A 16,480-nucleotide genomic window follows, 5' to 3' on the forward strand; every position below is an offset into this window, starting at 1 on the left:
AGCATGCTTTATTGAGTTGGACTCAGCCGATGGCCACGTCCATTGCGCCGAGCCAGCGGCCCTCGAGCCATCAGGCTGTCGCGTAGACGAGGCCCTGGTTTCGAGGGCGACCGGATAGAAGATCGCGCGGGCTGGGTCAAAGCCATAGTCCCCTTCGAACGTGGCCGCGTCCGCCGCGAGTTTGGCCACCGAGCCGATGATGAAGTCGACCTTTTCGTCCGATAGCAGCACGCTGAAGTTCAGCCGCGTGAAACCGGGCTTCTGCATCTCGTCGCCAGCCAGAATGGCCGACCGGATGCGCTCGGATTGTTGCGCATCGATATCGAGGAGCCGGTGCACGTAAGGTCCAGCGCAGGCGCAGCCTCCGCGTGCCTGTATGCCGAAACGATCGCTGAGCATGCGGGTAATCAGTTGCTGATGCACGTATCCGCCGCTGCCGTTTCTGACACGGAAGGAAAAGATCGGCAGCCGCTCGGGGCCGGGAAGCCCCAGGAGTTCCAGCTGCGACACGTCGCGCCAGGCCGAGAACGCGCGCTGCGTCAGTTCACGATTGCGCTTCTGCATTCGATCCATGCCGATCGCGTCTTTGACGATGAATGCAAGTGCTGCCCTGATATCGCCGACGACATTCGGCGTGCCTGCTTCTTCGCGTGTCTCCAGGCTGTCGCTGTAGTCATGGCACTCCGGGCTGACGAACTTGACGGTCCCGCCGCCGGGCCAAGATGGTTTTGTCGCAACAACGCTATCGCGGCGCACGATCAAGATCCCTGATGCCCCGGGCCCGCCGATGAACTTATGTGGTGACACCACGATGGCATCGATCTCTGCCACGTCGCCCGGCGTCATCGATATTGGCAGATACGGGCCGGCGCCCGCGAAGTCCCAGATCATTTTGGCGCCTGCCGCCTTCACCACGCGTGTGATACCGGCGACGTCGCTGGCTATGCCTGAAATGTTCGAGGCTGCGGAGAGCGTGCAGATGGTTGGGCGCGTAGAGGCGCCCTGAAGGGCGTCTTCCAGCTGGGAAAGATCCGGACCGCCGGTCGGAGCCTCGGCCAGTTCGATGATCTCCGCGCCGCTCTCGCGCCAGGGAAGAATGTTGGAATGGTGCTCGTAGGGTCCGATGATGATCCGTACAGCTTTGCCTGCCACGGCGGCCTCGCGCACGCCAAAAAGCGCAACAAGTCGGTTGAGACCGGCGGTCGCACCGGATCCGGTGAAAATCACCGCATGCTCCTGCGTCGCGCCACAGAACTCGCCGATCATCGCCCGCGCTTCGCGCCGCATCCGGGTCATGAACCCGCCGCAGAACGATGCTTCGGTGTGACTGTTGGCGTAGTAGGGCAGAACCTCCTCAAGCACGAAGGTTTCGATCTGGCGCAGTGCCCGACCGGAAGCAACGTAGTCGGCGTAGACGAGGTTCTTCATCCCATAGGGGCCCTCCACCTGAGCCGTGGCGCCGATCAGGCCGTCGCGCAGGTCGGTCATGACCGAGCCGGCCGCCAAGGCATGGCGAAAACGGGCCAGCGGAGTAGAGTTTTCACCCGGATGACAAGGGACAGCTTGGGCCTGCATTTCGAACGTCCTCCCGCGTGTAGGTATTGACGTCGAATCTAATCTGCTTCAGGCTCAAAAAACTCACCTATTTTTTGGCATTTTTATTACGGATTGGGTCGTATGATCGAGCAGGCGGCAAAAATAGATGTTTTTGATCTGAAGATTTTGACCACGTTGCAGAAGGATTCGGGGCTTTCGCAGCGGGATCTGGCCGCAGCGGTCGGCCTGTCCCAAAATGCATGCTGGCGGCGGCTTCAACGATTGCATTCCATAGGCATGATCCGGGGCTCGCACGCCAACATCGATCTGAGCGCGCTTGGGCTTGATCTGACGGTGTTCGTGATGATCCGCACCCGTCACCATTCCAGGGAATGGATCGAAAGCTTCAGAAAGCACGTCGAACAGCTGCCCGAGGTGATCGATTTCTACAGGATCGGCGGCGACTGGGATTACCTCATCAAGGTCGTGACGAGGGGCATGGCGGGCTACGACACCTTCTACCAGAAGCTCGTCGCAAGCTTCGACCTGGCGACCGTCACGGGCATCTTCTCGATGGAAGCAATCATCAACAACCGGCCGCTCGACCTTAGCCGCATTCGATAGACGCGGCTAACACCTCAACCGGGCCTAATCCAGCATCACCATGAAGGCCGGTATCTGCTCCTCGAAAAACCGCGAGAAGGATGCGATCCGCGGTGGCAAGGCCTGGTAGGGAGGATAATAGAGCGTCAGCCAGAGTTCCGGCGGCGACCAGCCGCGCAGGACATGCACGAGGCGGCCGCTCCTGATGTGCTCGGCGATATTAAATCCCGGCAGCATCGCGACACCCGCACCGTCGGCGGCCATATCGGCAAGAACCTCGCCGTTGTTGGCGCTGAATGCCCGGCCGGCCGCGATGGTGATACTTGAGCCCCCATCTGACAGGACCCAGTTTTCCCGACGGCTCTCGCCGCTATAGGCCAGACAATCATCCGGCGTCAGTTCGCTCGGATGTTCCATTTCCGTGAACCGGCTTCCCGGCGCCGCCACGAGGATCCTGGGCACGACGCGTATCTTTCGCCAGATGGTAAACTTGTCGGAAGGCGCCGACGAGATGCGGATCGCGAGGTCATAGTCGTCGTCGACGATATTGACCAAGCCGTCCGAGAGCGAAATCTCGAAGCACATTTTTGGGTAAAGTTCGCGAAACCCCGATAGAATGGGAGGCAGCACCGTCTTGCCGAACCAGGTCGGCGCGCTGATCCGCAGTCGCCCCTGGTCGGCCTTGTGGGCGTTCTTGACGTCACGTCGAGCGCTCTCGAGCGCTTCGACCGCCGGCTGGATCTGTGCGGCAAACACCGCACCATCCGTTGTCAACGACACTTGGCGGGTCGTACGCACGAACAGCTGGACGCCAAGGTCGTCTTCCAGTGCCGCGATCGCTCGCGTGACGGCCGCCGGGGTCATGTCAAGTTCGCGGGCGACCTGCGCGAAGTTGCGCTTCTCGGCGGCCAGCAGGAAGGTTTTCAGGGCTTTATAGTCATTCATCTCGATTATTTCAAAAAACGCAATTCAATCGAGAGAAATATTGCAATTCCGGCGATCAATCAACCCGCCTATATCTCTGTACATCGAAACGGCAACGCAGAAAGGCACGGGCCATGATCAAGGATATCAAGGGACTGCATCACGTCACCTCCATGGCGTCGGATGCGCAGCAGAACAACAAGTTCTTCACCAACACGCTCGGCCTTCGCCGGGTAAAGAAGACCGTCAACTTCGACGAACCCAGCGTCTACCACCTCTACTACGGCGACGAAAATGGTACGCCCGGCACGGTCATGACGTACTTTCCGTTCCCGCACATGATGACGGGCCGACCGGGTGTTGGCGAGGTTGGCGAAACCCAGTTCTCCATCCCCAAGGGTTCGCTGGCCTTCTGGAAGGAGCGCCTCATCGCTCAGAACGTCGGCGGCCTCCAGACAGACACGGTCTTCGGCGATAACCGGCTGCGGTTCATCGGTCCTGACGGCGACGGCTTCGCTCTGGTCGAGAAGAACGACGATAGCAGGGCGCCATGGCTGGCAGAGGGCATTTCCGCAGACAACGCGATCCGCGGCTTTTCAGGCGCTCGCTTCAACCTTCGCGATACGGCCGCAACCGAAGAGCTCCTGAGCTTCATGGGCTATGAGCGCGCCGATGCCGAGGCTGACGTCAAGCGGTTCATCATCCCCGGCGGCAACGGTGCCGATACGATCGACCTCGCGACCCTTCCCAACACGCCGTTTGCGCGTCAGGGTGCCGGCTCGGTTCATCACATTGCCTTTGCGGTCGATAACCGAGAAAAGCAGCTCGAAGTGCGCAAGGCTCTGATGGACACGGGCTACCAGGTAACACCGGTCATCGATCGCGATTACTTCTGGGCCATCTACTTCCGGACGCCCGGCGGGATCCTGTTCGAGATCGCCACCAACGAACCCGGTTTCGACCGCGACGAGGATACCGCTCACCTCGGCGAAGCACTGAAGCTGCCGAACCGGTATGAGCCATTCCGCGACAAGATCGAGGCCAGCCTGGCTCCGCTTGCCGCATAACGTCCGGCGCATCTGATTAGCGCCAGCAAACAAGATATAGTCTGCCTTTGACAGGCTGCCTGAGGGCAGGCAGCCGACCACCGAAGGCTTGTCATTTTCAAATGCCAAACATGGCACCAAAATCTAAATGGAGTAGTCAAATGTCCAAGCTCGAAGTCCTGACCCCCGCAAACAGCCAGCTCATCTTCATCGACCAGCAGCCGCAGATGGCCTTCGGCGTACAATCGATCGACCGCCAGACGCTCAAGAACAACGTCGTCGGTCTCGCCAAGGCGGCCAGGATCTTCGATATTCCAACCACCATCACCACCGTGGAAACGGGGTCCTTCTCGGGCCACACCTATCCGGAACTGCTCGCCGTATACCCGGAGAATGACATTCTCGAGCGCACGTCGATGAACTCCTGGGATGACCAGAACGTCCGCGATGCGCTGGCGCATAATGCCGCGAGCGGCCGCAAGAAGATTATCGTTTCGGGCCTCTGGACCGAAGTCTGCAATACGACGTTCGCCCTGTCTGCCCTGCACGACGTACCCGATTATGAGATCTACATGGTTGCCGACGCCTCCGGCGGAACCTCTGCCGACGCACACAAATATGCGATGGACCGCATGGTACAGGCCGGTGTCATTCCGGTCACCTGGCAGCAGGTCCTGCTCGAATGGCAGCGCGACTGGGCTCGGCGGGAAACCTACGATGCGGTTACGGCCCTGGTGAAAGAACATTCCGGCGCCTACGGCATGGGTATCGATTACGCCTACACCATGGTTCACAAGGCCGCCGAGCGGGTCACGCACGGCAAGCGCATCGGGCCGAACCCCGCAAAGTAAGCATTTTAGGAAAGCCGCTCTGACGAGAATACCGTCAGAGCGGCAGCCGTTTCACATCAGGAAAAATGTCATGAAACTCTACCTCATGTCGCTTGGCGCCGGGTTGCTGGTCGGTATTGTCTACAGCCTTCTCAACGTTCGTTCGCCAGCGCCGCCGGTCATAGCCCTGATCGGTCTTCTGGGTATCCTCGTCGGCGAGCAGATCATTCCCCTCGCAAAAAGCCTGTGGGGCAGGGAGCCGGCCGTCGTCTCCTGGATTGGCCAGGTCAAGCCTCACATGTTCGGCCATCTGCCGAAGGCAGAAAACCGTGATGACGTTGTCGTGTCTCGCCAAGCGCGGCCCAACTCTGATAGCTGACGCGGCAGGAGGAGATTCGTCTTGCGGCAGGTGTGTGCCCGGCGCAAGGCTTTGATTTCAATCTTAATAATGAAGCCTGGAGCATATCTCATGTTCGCCGACCTCATACTCCACCACGGTCTTTTCACAACGCTCGATCGCAGCAATCCAACCGCAAGTGCCGTCGCCATCAAGGACGGGACATTCCTGGCCGTCGGTGGCGACAAGGAGATCATGGCTCATGCCGGTCCCGATACGAAGGTCATCGACCTGAAGGGCAAGCGCGTGCTTCCCGGGCTGATCGACAACCACACTCACGTCGTTCGCGGCGGGCTGAACTTCAACATGGAGCTGCGCTGGGACGGCGTGCGGTCGCTTGCCGACGCGATGGACATGCTGAAGCGTCAGGTCGAGATCACGCCGGCGCCGCAATGGGTGCGCGTGGTTGGCGGCTTCACCGAGCACCAGTTCGTCGAGAAGCGTCTTCCCACGATCGACGAGATCAACGCCATCGCGCCCGACACCCCGGTGTTCCTTCTGCATCTCTACGACCGGGCGCTGCTGAACGGCGCAGCCCTCCGCGCGGTTGGCTACACCAGGGATACACCAAACCCGCCGGGCGGCGAGATCACTCGCGACGCCAACGGCAATCCGACCGGGATGCTGCTCGCCAAGCCGAATGCCGGCATTCTCTACTCGACGCTTGCCAAGGGGCCGAAGCTGCCTTTCGAGTATCAGGTCAATTCGACGCGCCACTTCATGCGCGAACTCAACCGTCTCGGTGTCACCGGCGTCATCGATGCGGGGGGCGGCTTCCAGAATTATCCCGACGACTACGAAGTCATCCAGACGCTGTCTGACGAAGGCCAGATGACCGTTCGGCTCGCCTACAATCTCTTCACCCAGAAGCCGAAGGCCGAGAAGGAGGACTTTCTCAACTGGACGTCTTCGGTCAAATACAAGCAGGGAACCGATTACTTCCGGCACAACGGCGCCGGCGAAATGCTCGTCTTCTCCGCCGCCGACTTCGAAGACTTCCGCCAGCCACGCCCTGACATGCCGCCGGAGATGGAAGGTGAACTCGAGGAGGTTGTGCGCGTTCTCGCCGAGAACCGCTGGCCGTGGCGCCTTCACGCCACCTACGACGAGACGATCTCTCGTGCGCTTGATGTGTTCGAGAAGGTGAACCAGGACATTCCGCTCGAAGGCCTGAACTGGTTCTTCGATCATGCCGAGACGATCTCCGACCGCTCGATCGACCGAATCGCGGCGCTTGGCGGTGGCATCGCTACCCAGCACCGCATGGCTTATCAGGGCGAATATTTCGTCGAGCGCTACGGCCACGGCGTGGCTGAAGCCACCCCGCCGATCGCGCGCATGCTTGAGAAGGGCGTCAATGTCTCGGCCGGCACGGACGCGACCCGCGTCGCCTCCTATAATCCCTGGGTTTCGCTGTCCTGGATGATTACCGGCAAGACGGTGGGCGGCATGCAGCTCTACCCCCGCGCCAACTGCCTCGACCGCGAAACGGCGCTGCGGATGTGGACAGAGAAGGTAACCTGGTTCTCGAACGAAGAGGGAAAGAAGGGCAGGATCGAAAAGGGCCAGTTCGCCGACCTCGTCGTGCCGAGCAAGGACTTCTTTACCTGTGCGGAAGATGAGATCTCCTTCCTGACCGCGGATCTGACCATGGTTGGCGGCAAGATCGTCTACGGCGCGGGCGACTTCAAGGCGCTCGACGAGAGCGACATTCCTCCAGCCATGCCCGATTGGTCACCTGTTCGCCGGTTCGGCGGCTACGCTGCCTGGGGCGAGCCGGAAGGCGCGGGACGACACTCGCTGCGCCGCACGGCGATCGCCTCTTGCGGCTGCGCCAATGATTGTGGTGTCCATGGCCACGATCACGCAGGCGCCTGGACGTCAAAGTTGCCGATCTCGGACCTCAAGGGCTTCTTCGGGGCGCTCGGCTGCTCCTGCTGGGCGGTGTAAACCGAGCGAACTCGTTATGAGGCTTACCGAACGGGCAGCAGATCGCTGCCCGTTTTTTGCTTTCCGTGCCCGCGCCGACAAGCGATCCGTTGAGTTCAAACGACTATTGCGTAATTCGCAATTAAATCGAAACTATTGATGCAATTGTTGTCGGCAATCTTTCAGGCCAATATCACTCCATCAGACGAACACAGCGCCGCTTCAAACAAGCAGCGAAGATCGCAGGAGCAGAAATTGACCAACCATTCTTTATCTCTTACTCGCCGCCAAGCACTGCTTTCTGGAGCCGCCGCTGCCGCTTCCCTAGCATTTCCTCTGTTCCACTCCGCCGCCAATGCGGCTTCCTCCTCTACCTCCACCTCAATCGAAGGAAACAAGACCATGGGCTTTATCACCACCAAAGACGGCACCGAAATCTTCTACAAGGACTGGGGTTCCAAGGATGCGCAGCCGATCATGTTCCATCATGGCTGGCCGCTGTCGTCGGACGACTGGGATGCGCAGATGCTGTTCTTCCTCTCCAAGGGCTACCGCGTTATTGCTCACGATCGCCGCGGCCACGGCCGCTCGGCTCAGGTCTCCGACGGCCATGACATGGATCACTATGCCTCGGACGCCTTCGCCGTCGTCGAAGCCCTCGACCTCAAGAATGTCATCCATATCGGACACTCGACAGGTGGCGGCGAAGTCGCCCGCTATGTCGCCAAGCACGGCGAGCCAGCCGGTCGCGTCGCCAAGGCTGTTCTGGTTTCCGCCGTTCCGCCGCTGATGCTGAAGACGGACGCCAATCCTGAAGGCCTGCCGATCGAGGTCTTCGATGGTTTCCGTGCAGCCCTTGCCGCAAACCGCGCGCAGTTCTTCCGCGATGTTCCGGCAGGACCGTTCTACGGCTTCAACCGCGACGGCGCCAAGGTTCAGGAGGGCGTTATCCAGAATTGGTGGCGGCAGGGCATGATGGGCGGCGCCAAGGCGCATTATGACGGCATCAAGGCCTTTTCCGAAACGGACCAGACCGACGACCTGAAGTCGATCTCCGTCCCGACGCTCGTCCTGCACGGCGAGGATGACCAGATCGTACCGATTGCCGACTCTGCTCTGAAATCTGCGAAGCTTCTGAAGAACAGCACGCTGAAGACCTATCCCGGCTTCTCGCATGGCATGCTGACTGTCAATGCCGACGTGCTGAACGCAGATCTTCTGGCTTTCATCAAGGCATAACAACCCAAGCATTGGTCCGCCGCCGCTCGCAGGCGGTGGACCTCCCCCGGCAAAGAACAGAAACGATCGGATAGCCTCATGAAATCCCCCTCCCTCCCGCTTCTGCTGAGTTTCAACGGCGGCTACGTCGACACGCTTGGCTTCCTCGCCCTTTCCGGGCTGTTTACCGCCCATGTAACCGGCAACTTCGTGACCTTCGGCGCGACGGTTGCGCTCGGCACGGCCGGCGCCCTTCCCAAGCTTCTAGCCCTTCCGGTCTTCTGTGTAGTCGTCTTTCTATCTCGCCTAGCAGGCATCTGCCTGCAGCGGCGGAACCTGCCGGTGGTCAGGCCGCTTCTCTTCGTCAAATTCCTGCTGCTGGCCGCTGTTGGCGCCTATGCCCTCTATCATGGCACGTTTGTTGCCAGCGAAAGCCTTGTCATGCTGGTCGTCGGCATGACGCTTGTCTCAGCCATGGCAATCCAGAATGCCGTCCACCGGGCGCATTTCCCCAAGGCGCCGCCGTCGACGCTGATGACGGGAACGACAACCCAGATCATGCTGGATCTGGCGGATCTCCTGGTCGGCGTCAAAGGCGAACAGACCACCGCGGCGGCGGCCCGTATCAAGCGGATGATTGTCGCCGTGATCGCCTTTGCCGTTGGCTGCGGGCTCGGAGCGCTCGGCTTCATTGTAGCTCCCGCCGCTGCCTTCGTTGTGCCTGCCGTTACCGCCGCCCTGGGATTGTTCCTCAACCCGGCGGGCTCGGAAGGCTAAGCCCTCACCGGCGATCAATTCGGAAAATGTTCGACATGCGTTTCGGCCGTCCGGCCGAAATAGAGGACACGGCGGCCGCTGAATGAGACCATGTAGCCCGCGCACCCAGCCGCCTTCACCTGCTCGCAAAAGGCGTTGTAACTGTAATCTGGCGGATTCGCCTGCGCCCAGCGGACCAATCGCGCGACAGCAATCGGATCAAAGGCGGCGGCGACCGGAGCGTTGGGCGCTTTCATGTCGAACATCACGCTATCCCCGTCGGGCATGTAATAGACTTGGCTATTGCGCCGATAATCCACGCTGTAGCCTTCGAAGCCCGCCTTGATCAGTCGGCCCACGATTTCCGGGAAACTGAGAGTGCCGTCGTGGGCGGCATCGAGGCAGGTTTTGGCAATCGACATGCGTTCCGCGTCCATCGCGGTGATCCTTACTTTTTGAGGTCCCGTAAATCTGGAAATGCTTATTCCACGGGAATATCAGTCAATCCCCGTCGCTCGATAAGGGCTTTCAATATCCGTTCGAGCGATGCATGTTCGTCGGCACTCAGAACGCCGAAGTATTCGGTGTCATTCTGATCGGCGAGGGAGGCCAGGCGTGGCACCTTGTTGCGCCCGTCCTCTGTGAGGAAGAGGCTGTGTGCCCGCTTATCCCTCTCATTGTCGGTGCGCCCGACAAGGCCTTTTGCTAGGAGCCGATCGGCCAGCTTGCTGATCGCCCCCTTGGTCATTCCCATTTTTTCGGCCAATGCCGATGGCGCCAGCGCTTCTGCGTCGTACAGCGAACGCATGAAGACCCATTCGGCGACGGTGACGTCTTCCGCGGCAATCTTTCTGGCAAAGTCATATGAGACGGCGTTCGAAACCATCCTCATCCAGTAGCCAGTGTGTTTCTTCAGATCGGAGACAGGCAACGCGACAACCTCATTTGTTGACAAGGAAACTAAACCGATATGGTTTCCTAGTCAACCAATATCGTCGACCGTATACCGAGAGGCGGTGGCGCTGCCCGTAGACGGTCATTTGTTTCCGCCGATGGGTCAAACAGAAAGGGCCGCCGCTTCATCAGCGACGGCCCTTGCAGGGGCAGGGAAAAGCCCGAAACTCAGCAATAGCTGCAGGTCGCAGCCGGATTGTTCGAAATCACGTTCAGGAACTTGCTCACGGGGGAGACGCGTTGCTCGCGTTTGCGGGCCGCGGTCTCGAGGAGTTGCTTGAAATCGTCAAGCTTCACGCCATCGGCGCGCATCACCATGGCGATCAGTGGGTCGCGAAGGGCTTCGGATATTGTCAGGTCGTTTCTGGTCTTTGTCATGGCGCATTCCTCCTTTCGTGGGCAGTCGCCCGTGTTCCACTCCTGTTGCAATGCCCTCTCGGCATTGACTTCCGCAAGAAGTGGTGTTACCGGTAAGTAACAATGCATTTGTTACCGATCGGTCACATGGATGTCAAGGACCTTGTCCTCAAAAAAATCAGAAACTTCGAGCGTTCTATCTTTGGCTAACACAAACGAAAAGATCCCCCCGCGGGAGCGAATTGTGTCCACCGCAGCCGAGCTTTTTCGCGAGCACGGCATTCGCGGGATTGGCGTTGATGCCATCGCTGACGCAGCGCTGACCAACAAGATGACACTCTACCGTCACTTCGGCTCCAAGGACGAACTCGTGTGCGAAACATTGCGCCGCGCTTCGGAAAAGGCAGAGGCGATCTGGCGTGATCTCGAGGCGGCCCATCCGGGTGAGCCGCGCGCGCAGCTGGTCGCTTGGGTGGAAGCCCGGACCCAGAGCCTTTGTGGTCAGCATGTCGGCTGTGATCTGGCCAACGCGGCCATCGAGCTGAAAGGCGAGGGGCATCCGGCCTATGGCGTTATCGAGCGCCACAAGGCCGAACAGCGCGACAGGCTTGAGGCACTCTGTCTTGCAGCCGGTGCGCGCGAACCCAAACTCCTTGCTGATACGCTGACCCTTCTCCTGGAGGGGGCGCGCGTGACGCATCAGGCAATGGGAAGCGACAGCTGTTGCAGCCATTTTTCCAACGCCTGCAATGCGGCGATCACGGCTTTCGCCTGATTTGCCGGCCCGTTCGTTGGAACCTTACCGCTTTGCGGCCGTTTTCCAGTATCTGGAAAGCACAAGTGAAGCGCCGAGATGAACTACACTTATCTCCATCACCTGTATCGCAAGCGGGCCGAGTTGGAAGCAAAGCTCGAGTTGTATGATGCGCGCGATTGCTTCGGAGATGAAGAGATCAACGACGGCACGGGAGACGATCTTCGTCTACGGCTCGAAGAGATCGCCGAGGAAATCGAACAGCTGGAACACTCGCCATCCGCCTAGGAAGCCGCGTCCAGCAGCTGTATGGTGCGCTCGTCGAAGACGCCGTTGAAGAAGCGATCGATCACCGAATGAAACGGCGATCCATGATCGCTGATCGCGGCAAACAGGGTCATGCACGAGCAGAGCTTCAGATCATCAGGAGAGCCGAAGATATCATGCGCGGAGACGCCGGTGTTGCCCAACACGGCCTCGACACAGCGGACCAGTCGGCTGCCGAGGATTGGATCGGCCAGATAGGCCGTCGCCTCCTCCGCGGAGCGGATCGCATATTTTTCCGCCATGAAGGACGTACCGAGCCCCGCAATCTGAGGGAAGATGAACCACATCCAGTGTGACCGCTTGCGTCCCGACCTGAGCTCTTCCAGAGCCCTGGCGTAGACGCCATTCTGTGCGTCGATAAAGCGGTCGAGATCGTAGTCGATGACAGCGGACATGTCCGGCCCTCCCTTGCACCTAACTATATCGGCAATCGGGGATTTCCATGCCCTTGGAGTCTGATCAGCAGGACTTGTCGGGGTAGGGGCTATGCTCGCGGCAAAAATCGACCGCTGGAAGGGATTCGGAAATCGCGCCGACGGTCTGGGTGTCGATTGGAGATGCCAGAGGCCCACCCAGATGAACTGTCAGGGCTGCAATGCCGAGTAGTATCAATGCTCCAAAAACAAGAAGTGTTTCGCCGAGGGAAAGGCGATTTGCGCCGATTTGCCGGGCGTGTTCGACATATTCATATTCAGCCTCACTGCCTGTCTGTCCATCCGCTGTGTGACGATGCACCAAATTGCCCGTCGCCGGATCCCAAATCTCGCTGCTAGCCATTTCTAAAACTCCTATATAGCACCAGCCGCCTGGGCCGACGCAGTCGGACCGGCGGTTTGCGCACGCGACCCCCATGTGTGTTGGCAGCCGACAAAGTGAAAGACCGAATACACAAACTCAGTGTTCATAAAATCGAACCAATCGGTTTGATCTGGTTTCTGGGCTTGGCTCGAAGCAGAAATTCGGCTTAGGTCGGGCACCATCCAATTTCTCGGATAACCCTATGACGAAAACATTTGGCTCGATGTCGGTAGCGCAGCTTTCCGTTCTCATCCAGAGTGCCGCGGTCGATCCGGTCGAGGTGACTGAAGCGGTTATCGATGGGATCGAGCGTCATCCAGACCAGTCGATCTTCACCACCTTGCTCAAGGATCGGGCGCTGACGGAGGCAAAAGCATCGTCTGCGCGCCTGAAGGCTGGGCGCTCGCTCGGGGTGCTCGATGGAATTCCGATCGCCTGGAAGGATCTCTTCGATATCGAGGGGCGCGCGACGACGGCCGGCTCGACGATACTTGCCAAAGCGCCGGCGGCGAAAACGGATGCAGCAGTCGTCGCCGCCTTGAAACAGGCCGGGATAATTTCACTCGGCTGCACCAATATGAGCGAGTTCGCCTTCTCGGGCCTCGGCGTCAATCCGCACTACGGAACACCGCACAATCCTCATGGCCGAGATGTGCCTCGCATTCCCGGTGGCTCGTCGTCGGGCGCCGGCGTCGTGGTCGCGGCCGGGCTTGCGCCGGTGGCCATGGGAACCGATACGGGAGGATCGGTGCGCATCCCGGCAGCTTTCAACGGCATCGTTGGCTACAAGGCAACGCGCGGCCGCTATTCCATGGATGGGGTGTTCCCACTGGCGAAAAGCCTCGATTCGCTCGGCCCGCTTTGCCGGACCGTCCAGGATGCGGTGTGGATCGACGCCGCAATGAGAGGCGTGACGGCCCCGAATATCGCCCACGGCCCGGTTGATGGGGTTGATATCGTCGTGCCGACGAACGTTGTTTTCGAGGGAGCAGAGGCCGGTGTCGTTGCCGCCTTCGAGGCCGCGCTCGAGCGACTGACCAAAGCTGGAGCCAGGATCAGCCGGATCACCATCCCGGCCTTCGACGAGATACTCGATGTGATGGCCAAGCACGGGGCACTGGCAACCGCCGAAGCCTTCGCCCTGCATCGCGAGCGCCTGGCGGGGCCGGAGGTCGCGGGAATGGATCCTCGCGTGGTCATGCGCACGCGGCTCGGCGAGACGATCAGCTTGCCCGACTATCTCGCACTGCTCGAAGCGCGCCAGCGCCTTGTGGATGACGTTGAACGGTTGCTCGGCAACAGCTTTGTCGCGTACCCGAGTGTCGCCCATGTTGCGCCGCCGATTGCGCCACTCGAGGTCGACGACGCGCTTTTTGTCTCGACCAACGGCAAGACGCTCCGCAACACCATGCTCGGAAACTTCCTCGACTGGTGCGGTGTATCGATCCCCTGCGGCACCGGCGACGCCGAAATGCCCGTCGGCCTCCTGCTTTCTGCAGCGGGGAAACGTGACGAGGCGCTGCTCGGAATGGCACTTTCGGCAGAAGCGGTGGTTCGGGGAGATTTCGTTTGAAATTCCAAGGCGTTGCTGCCTAGATAGGCGAGGAGCGAGGAGGAGAATGCATGGCTCAGAATCTGGAAAATGGACGGTTCGCCGTTTCGACGTGGTCGCTGCACCGACTTTTGGGGGCGACCTATCCCTACAGCCCGGACCCGGACAACAGCGCCGCACGCAAGGAACCCTATGGGCCCGGCGCTGCCGAACTGATCGAAATCCCGAAGCAGCTGGCTGATCGGGGGATTGGTCGGCTCGAGATCTGCTCTTTCCATCTGCCGAGCCTTGACCGCGCCTATATCGCGGAACTGCGCGACGCGCTCGCGCGGTCCGGCGTGCGGTTGCAGACGCTGCTTGTCGAAGACGGCGATCCGAGCAACCCGCAGACAGCAGAGCGCGACATCCGTTGGATTGCAGGCTGGGTCGAGACTGCTGCAGCGCTCGGCGCGGACAACATGCGCGTCATTGCCGGCAAAAAGGCGCCGACCGACGAAAACCTGACCCGGGCGGCCGAACATCTTTCCTGGCTGGCGGCTCAGGCGCAGGGAAGCGGTGTACGCGTCGTCACCGAAAACTGGTTCGATCTGCTGCCGTCGCCTCGCGAGATGAATTGGCTGCTCGATCGCACTGGCGGCGAGATCGGGCTCAACGGCGATCTCGGCAATTGGTCGGCGCCGGCGAAATATGCCGGCCTTGCCGATATCATGCGCCGCGCCGAAATCTGCCACGCCAAGGCAGACTACAACGCGTCCGGCCTCGATGCCGATGATTATCGCAGGTCACTCGAAGCGTGCCGGCAGGCTGGATACGAAGGCCCCTATACGCTGATCTACGATTCCCCGTTCTTCGCCGACGAGTGGGACGGGATCCTGCTGCAGAAGGCGTTTGTCGAAGAGTTTTATGAGGAAAAGCAGCGGGCCGCAGGCTGAGCTGCAAAAAGGAGACTGGCATGAGCGGTTCAACCACGATCGAGGGCTTCGCGAAGCGGATCAGGAGCGGCGAGGGCGGTGGAATGATTTCCGCCTGGGTCGGAATTCCGGATCCCCTGTTCGTCAACCACCTGGCACAGGAAGCCTTCGATGCGGTGGTGCTGGATCTGCAGCACGGCGTCTGGGACATGGCGGCGGCCGCCAACGGCATCGGCCAGGGGCGCCTGGCTGGCAAGCCGGTGGTGGCACGCATTCCGGTCGGCGACTTCGCTCTGGCATCGCGACTGCTCGACGCAGGCGCTTCCGGCATTATCGCGCCGATGATCAACTCGGTCGCCGACGCCGAGGCATTTGCAAAGGCGACCAAGTATCCGCCACTCGGCGAGCGCAGCTGGGGGCCGACGCTCGCCGTCAACCACGCGGGGCTTTCGCCGAGCACCTATCTCGCGACGGCAAACGAAGAGACTGTCGCAATCGCGATGATCGAAACGCGAGCGGCACTCGATGCCGCCGACGAAATTCTGCGTGTGAAAGGCATCGACGGCATTTTCGTGGGACCGTCCGACCTGTCGATCGCGCTGTCTGATGGTGCGAAACTCGCGCCCGACACGCCTGAGATGGATGCCGTTCTCAAGCACCTGATCGCGCGATGCCGTGCGCATGGGAAGTTCGCCTGCGTCTTCGGAAGCAATGGTGAACGAGCCGGCGAACTGCTGAAGATGGGCTTCGATTTCGTCATTGCCGGCGCGGACACGCAACAGCTGCGTTCTGGCGCCGCCAGTGCGATCGCGGCGGCGCGCAAGGTCCAGGCGGGCTGAGTTACCGCACGCCCAACCAGATGACGTGGCGGGCTCCGCCACGTTTTCCGTTTGCGCGCGTATTGATCGCTTCGACCTGAAAGCCGCAATCGCGCATCCGGCGGGTGAAGCTGGCATCGGGACCGGACGACCAGACGGCAAGGACACCGCCTTTTCGCAAGGCATCGCGGGATGCGCGCAGTCCGTTGAAATCATAAAGGCCGTCGTTGGATCGTCGCGTCAGGCCATCAGGCCCGTTGTCGACGTCGAGAAGGATGGCGTCGAATTTCGCCTTGCTGGAGCGGATGAGGGCACTGACATCGCCTTGATGGATCGTGACGCGCGGGTCGTCGAGACAACCCTTGAACACTTCGGCCATCGGACCACGCGCCCAGGCGATGACGGCTGGCACGAGCTCGGCAACGACGACACTGGCATCCGGCTGCAGAATGGCGAGCGCCGCGCGCAGCGTGAAGCCCATGCCGAGGCCACCGATCAGGATCTGCGGCCGAGCCCGATCCTTGATCCTGTCGTGGGATAGCGTCGCAAGCGCTTCTTCCGATCCGCTCAAGCGGCTGTTCATCAGCTCGTTGGAGCCGAGCATGATTGAAAACTCGCTGCCGCGCTGCTTCAGGCGCAATTCGCCGGCCTCTCCGGGAATGGGAGCGGAATCGAGCTGGATCCAGGGGAGCATGTCGGTCGGGCCTCGCGTTGAAGCCGCCCCGTAGCACAAAACAACACCGCCGCGAACCTTAAACAAGGATCGCGGC

At 60.4% G+C, this 16,480-nt stretch carries 19 protein-coding genes and 1 pseudogene; 12 read left to right on the forward strand and 8 right to left on the reverse strand.

Translation table 11 applies throughout. The features are described from left to right. Window positions 1-99: 99 nt before the first annotated feature. Window positions 100-1,575, reverse strand: a pseudogene (locus A6U87_RS15600) (aminotransferase class V-fold PLP-dependent enzyme); the annotation flags it as partial. 102 nt (window positions 1,576-1,677) lie between these two features. Between A6U87_RS15600 and A6U87_RS15605 the strand changes: the two are divergent. Further along, on the forward strand, window positions 1,678-2,160 hold the full coding sequence (locus A6U87_RS15605) for an Lrp/AsnC family transcriptional regulator (protein WP_065692141.1): 483 nt from the start codon (window positions 1,678-1,680) through the stop codon (window positions 2,158-2,160). Window positions 2,161-2,184: 24 nt separating this feature from the next. Here A6U87_RS15605 and A6U87_RS15610 read toward each other — a convergent pair whose 3' ends face one another. Further along, entirely contained in the window at window positions 2,185-3,084 is a 900-nt protein-coding gene (locus A6U87_RS15610; protein WP_065692142.1) for a LysR family transcriptional regulator, read from the reverse strand. A gap of 113 nt (window positions 3,085-3,197) precedes the next feature. Between A6U87_RS15610 and A6U87_RS15615 the strand changes: the two genes are divergently transcribed. The 6 genes from A6U87_RS15615 (at window position 3,198) to A6U87_RS15640 (ending at window position 9,260) form a co-directional block, all read left to right on the forward strand. Continuing rightward, window positions 3,198-4,130, forward strand: coding sequence for a VOC family protein (locus tag A6U87_RS15615; protein WP_065692143.1), 933 nt, complete (start codon window positions 3,198-3,200; stop codon window positions 4,128-4,130). 140 nt (window positions 4,131-4,270) lie between these two features. Then, complete coding sequence (locus A6U87_RS15620) at window positions 4,271-4,960, forward strand: hydrolase (protein ID WP_065692144.1); 690 nt, start codon at window positions 4,271-4,273, stop codon at window positions 4,958-4,960. Between the two features lie 70 nt (window positions 4,961-5,030). Continuing rightward, a complete protein-coding gene (locus A6U87_RS15625) occupies window positions 5,031-5,318 on the forward strand; it encodes a XapX domain-containing protein (RefSeq protein ID WP_065692145.1) in 288 nt (95 codons plus the stop codon). Between the two features lie 90 nt (window positions 5,319-5,408). Then, on the forward strand, window positions 5,409-7,286 hold the full coding sequence (locus A6U87_RS15630) for an amidohydrolase (protein WP_065692146.1): 1,878 nt from the start codon (window positions 5,409-5,411) through the stop codon (window positions 7,284-7,286). Between the two features lie 234 nt (window positions 7,287-7,520). After that, on the forward strand, window positions 7,521-8,504 hold the full coding sequence (locus A6U87_RS15635) for an alpha/beta fold hydrolase (protein ID WP_065692253.1): 984 nt from the start codon (window positions 7,521-7,523) through the stop codon (window positions 8,502-8,504). Window positions 8,505-8,582: 78 nt separating this feature from the next. Then, window positions 8,583-9,260 carry a YoaK family protein gene (locus tag A6U87_RS15640; protein WP_065692147.1) on the forward strand — a complete coding sequence of 226 codons (678 nt, stop codon included), beginning with the start codon at window positions 8,583-8,585 and terminating at the stop codon, window positions 9,258-9,260. Between the two features lie 14 nt (window positions 9,261-9,274). Here the strand turns inward: A6U87_RS15640 and A6U87_RS15645 are convergent, their stop codons facing one another. The 3 genes from A6U87_RS15645 to A6U87_RS15655 all read right to left on the reverse strand — a co-directional run bounded on the left by A6U87_RS15645 (window position 9,275) and on the right by A6U87_RS15655 (window position 10,571). Further along, entirely contained in the window at window positions 9,275-9,676 is a 402-nt protein-coding gene (locus tag A6U87_RS15645; protein WP_065692148.1) for a DUF1398 family protein, read from the reverse strand. Window positions 9,677-9,720: 44 nt separating this feature from the next. Then, entirely contained in the window at window positions 9,721-10,170 is a 450-nt protein-coding gene (locus A6U87_RS15650; RefSeq protein WP_342587896.1) for a MarR family transcriptional regulator, read from the reverse strand. A gap of 191 nt (window positions 10,171-10,361) precedes the next feature. Then, entirely contained in the window at window positions 10,362-10,571 is a 210-nt protein-coding gene (locus A6U87_RS15655; protein WP_065692150.1) for a hypothetical protein, read from the reverse strand. A 130-nt stretch (window positions 10,572-10,701) separates the two neighbouring features. Here A6U87_RS15655 and A6U87_RS15660 point away from each other — a divergent pair, with 130 nt between their 5' ends. Both A6U87_RS15660 and A6U87_RS15665 read left to right on the forward strand, forming a co-directional pair. After that, entirely contained in the window at window positions 10,702-11,325 is a 624-nt protein-coding gene (locus A6U87_RS15660; protein ID WP_065692151.1) for a TetR/AcrR family transcriptional regulator, read from the forward strand. Window positions 11,326-11,403: 78 nt separating this feature from the next. After that, on the forward strand, window positions 11,404-11,592 hold the full coding sequence (locus tag A6U87_RS15665) for a hypothetical protein (protein WP_065692152.1): 189 nt from the start codon (window positions 11,404-11,406) through the stop codon (window positions 11,590-11,592). Here the strand turns inward: A6U87_RS15665 and A6U87_RS15670 are convergent. Further along, window positions 11,589-12,026: a DUF1810 domain-containing protein gene (locus tag A6U87_RS15670; protein ID WP_065692153.1), complete on the reverse strand. Its 438-nt coding sequence runs from the start codon at window positions 12,024-12,026 to the stop codon at window positions 11,589-11,591. The two genes, A6U87_RS15665 and A6U87_RS15670, sit on opposite strands and share 4 nt — an antisense overlap. Before the next feature lie 64 nt (window positions 12,027-12,090). Next, window positions 12,091-12,408 carry a hypothetical protein gene (locus A6U87_RS15675; protein ID WP_065692154.1) on the reverse strand — a complete coding sequence of 106 codons (318 nt, stop codon included), beginning with the start codon at window positions 12,406-12,408 and terminating at the stop codon, window positions 12,091-12,093. Window positions 12,409-12,631: 223 nt separating this feature from the next. Between A6U87_RS15675 and A6U87_RS15680 the strand changes: the two genes are divergently transcribed. Genes A6U87_RS15680 through A6U87_RS15690 form a run of 3 tightly spaced genes read left to right on the forward strand, consistent with a single transcriptional unit; the run spans window position 12,632 to window position 15,731 of the window. Continuing rightward, complete coding sequence (locus A6U87_RS15680; protein ID WP_065692155.1) at window positions 12,632-14,002, forward strand: amidase; 1,371 nt, start codon at window positions 12,632-12,634, stop codon at window positions 14,000-14,002. A gap of 50 nt (window positions 14,003-14,052) precedes the next feature. Further along, window positions 14,053-14,913, forward strand: a complete 861-nt coding sequence (locus A6U87_RS15685) for a sugar phosphate isomerase/epimerase (protein ID WP_065692156.1) — start codon at window positions 14,053-14,055, stop codon at window positions 14,911-14,913. A 20-nt stretch (window positions 14,914-14,933) separates the two neighbouring features. Further along, window positions 14,934-15,731: an HpcH/HpaI aldolase/citrate lyase family protein gene (locus A6U87_RS15690; protein ID WP_065692157.1), complete on the forward strand. Its 798-nt coding sequence runs from the start codon at window positions 14,934-14,936 to the stop codon at window positions 15,729-15,731. A gap of 1 nt (window position 15,732) precedes the next feature. On the opposite strand, the gene A6U87_RS15695 is transcribed toward A6U87_RS15690, so the two are convergent. Continuing rightward, window positions 15,733-16,404 carry a spermidine synthase gene (locus A6U87_RS15695; protein ID WP_065692254.1) on the reverse strand — a complete coding sequence of 224 codons (672 nt, stop codon included), beginning with the start codon at window positions 16,402-16,404 and terminating at the stop codon, window positions 15,733-15,735. Window positions 16,405-16,480 lie beyond the last annotated feature (76 nt).

Source organism: Rhizobium sp. AC44/96, from assembly GCF_001692185.1.
Classification (GTDB): domain Bacteria; phylum Pseudomonadota; class Alphaproteobacteria; order Rhizobiales; family Rhizobiaceae; genus Rhizobium.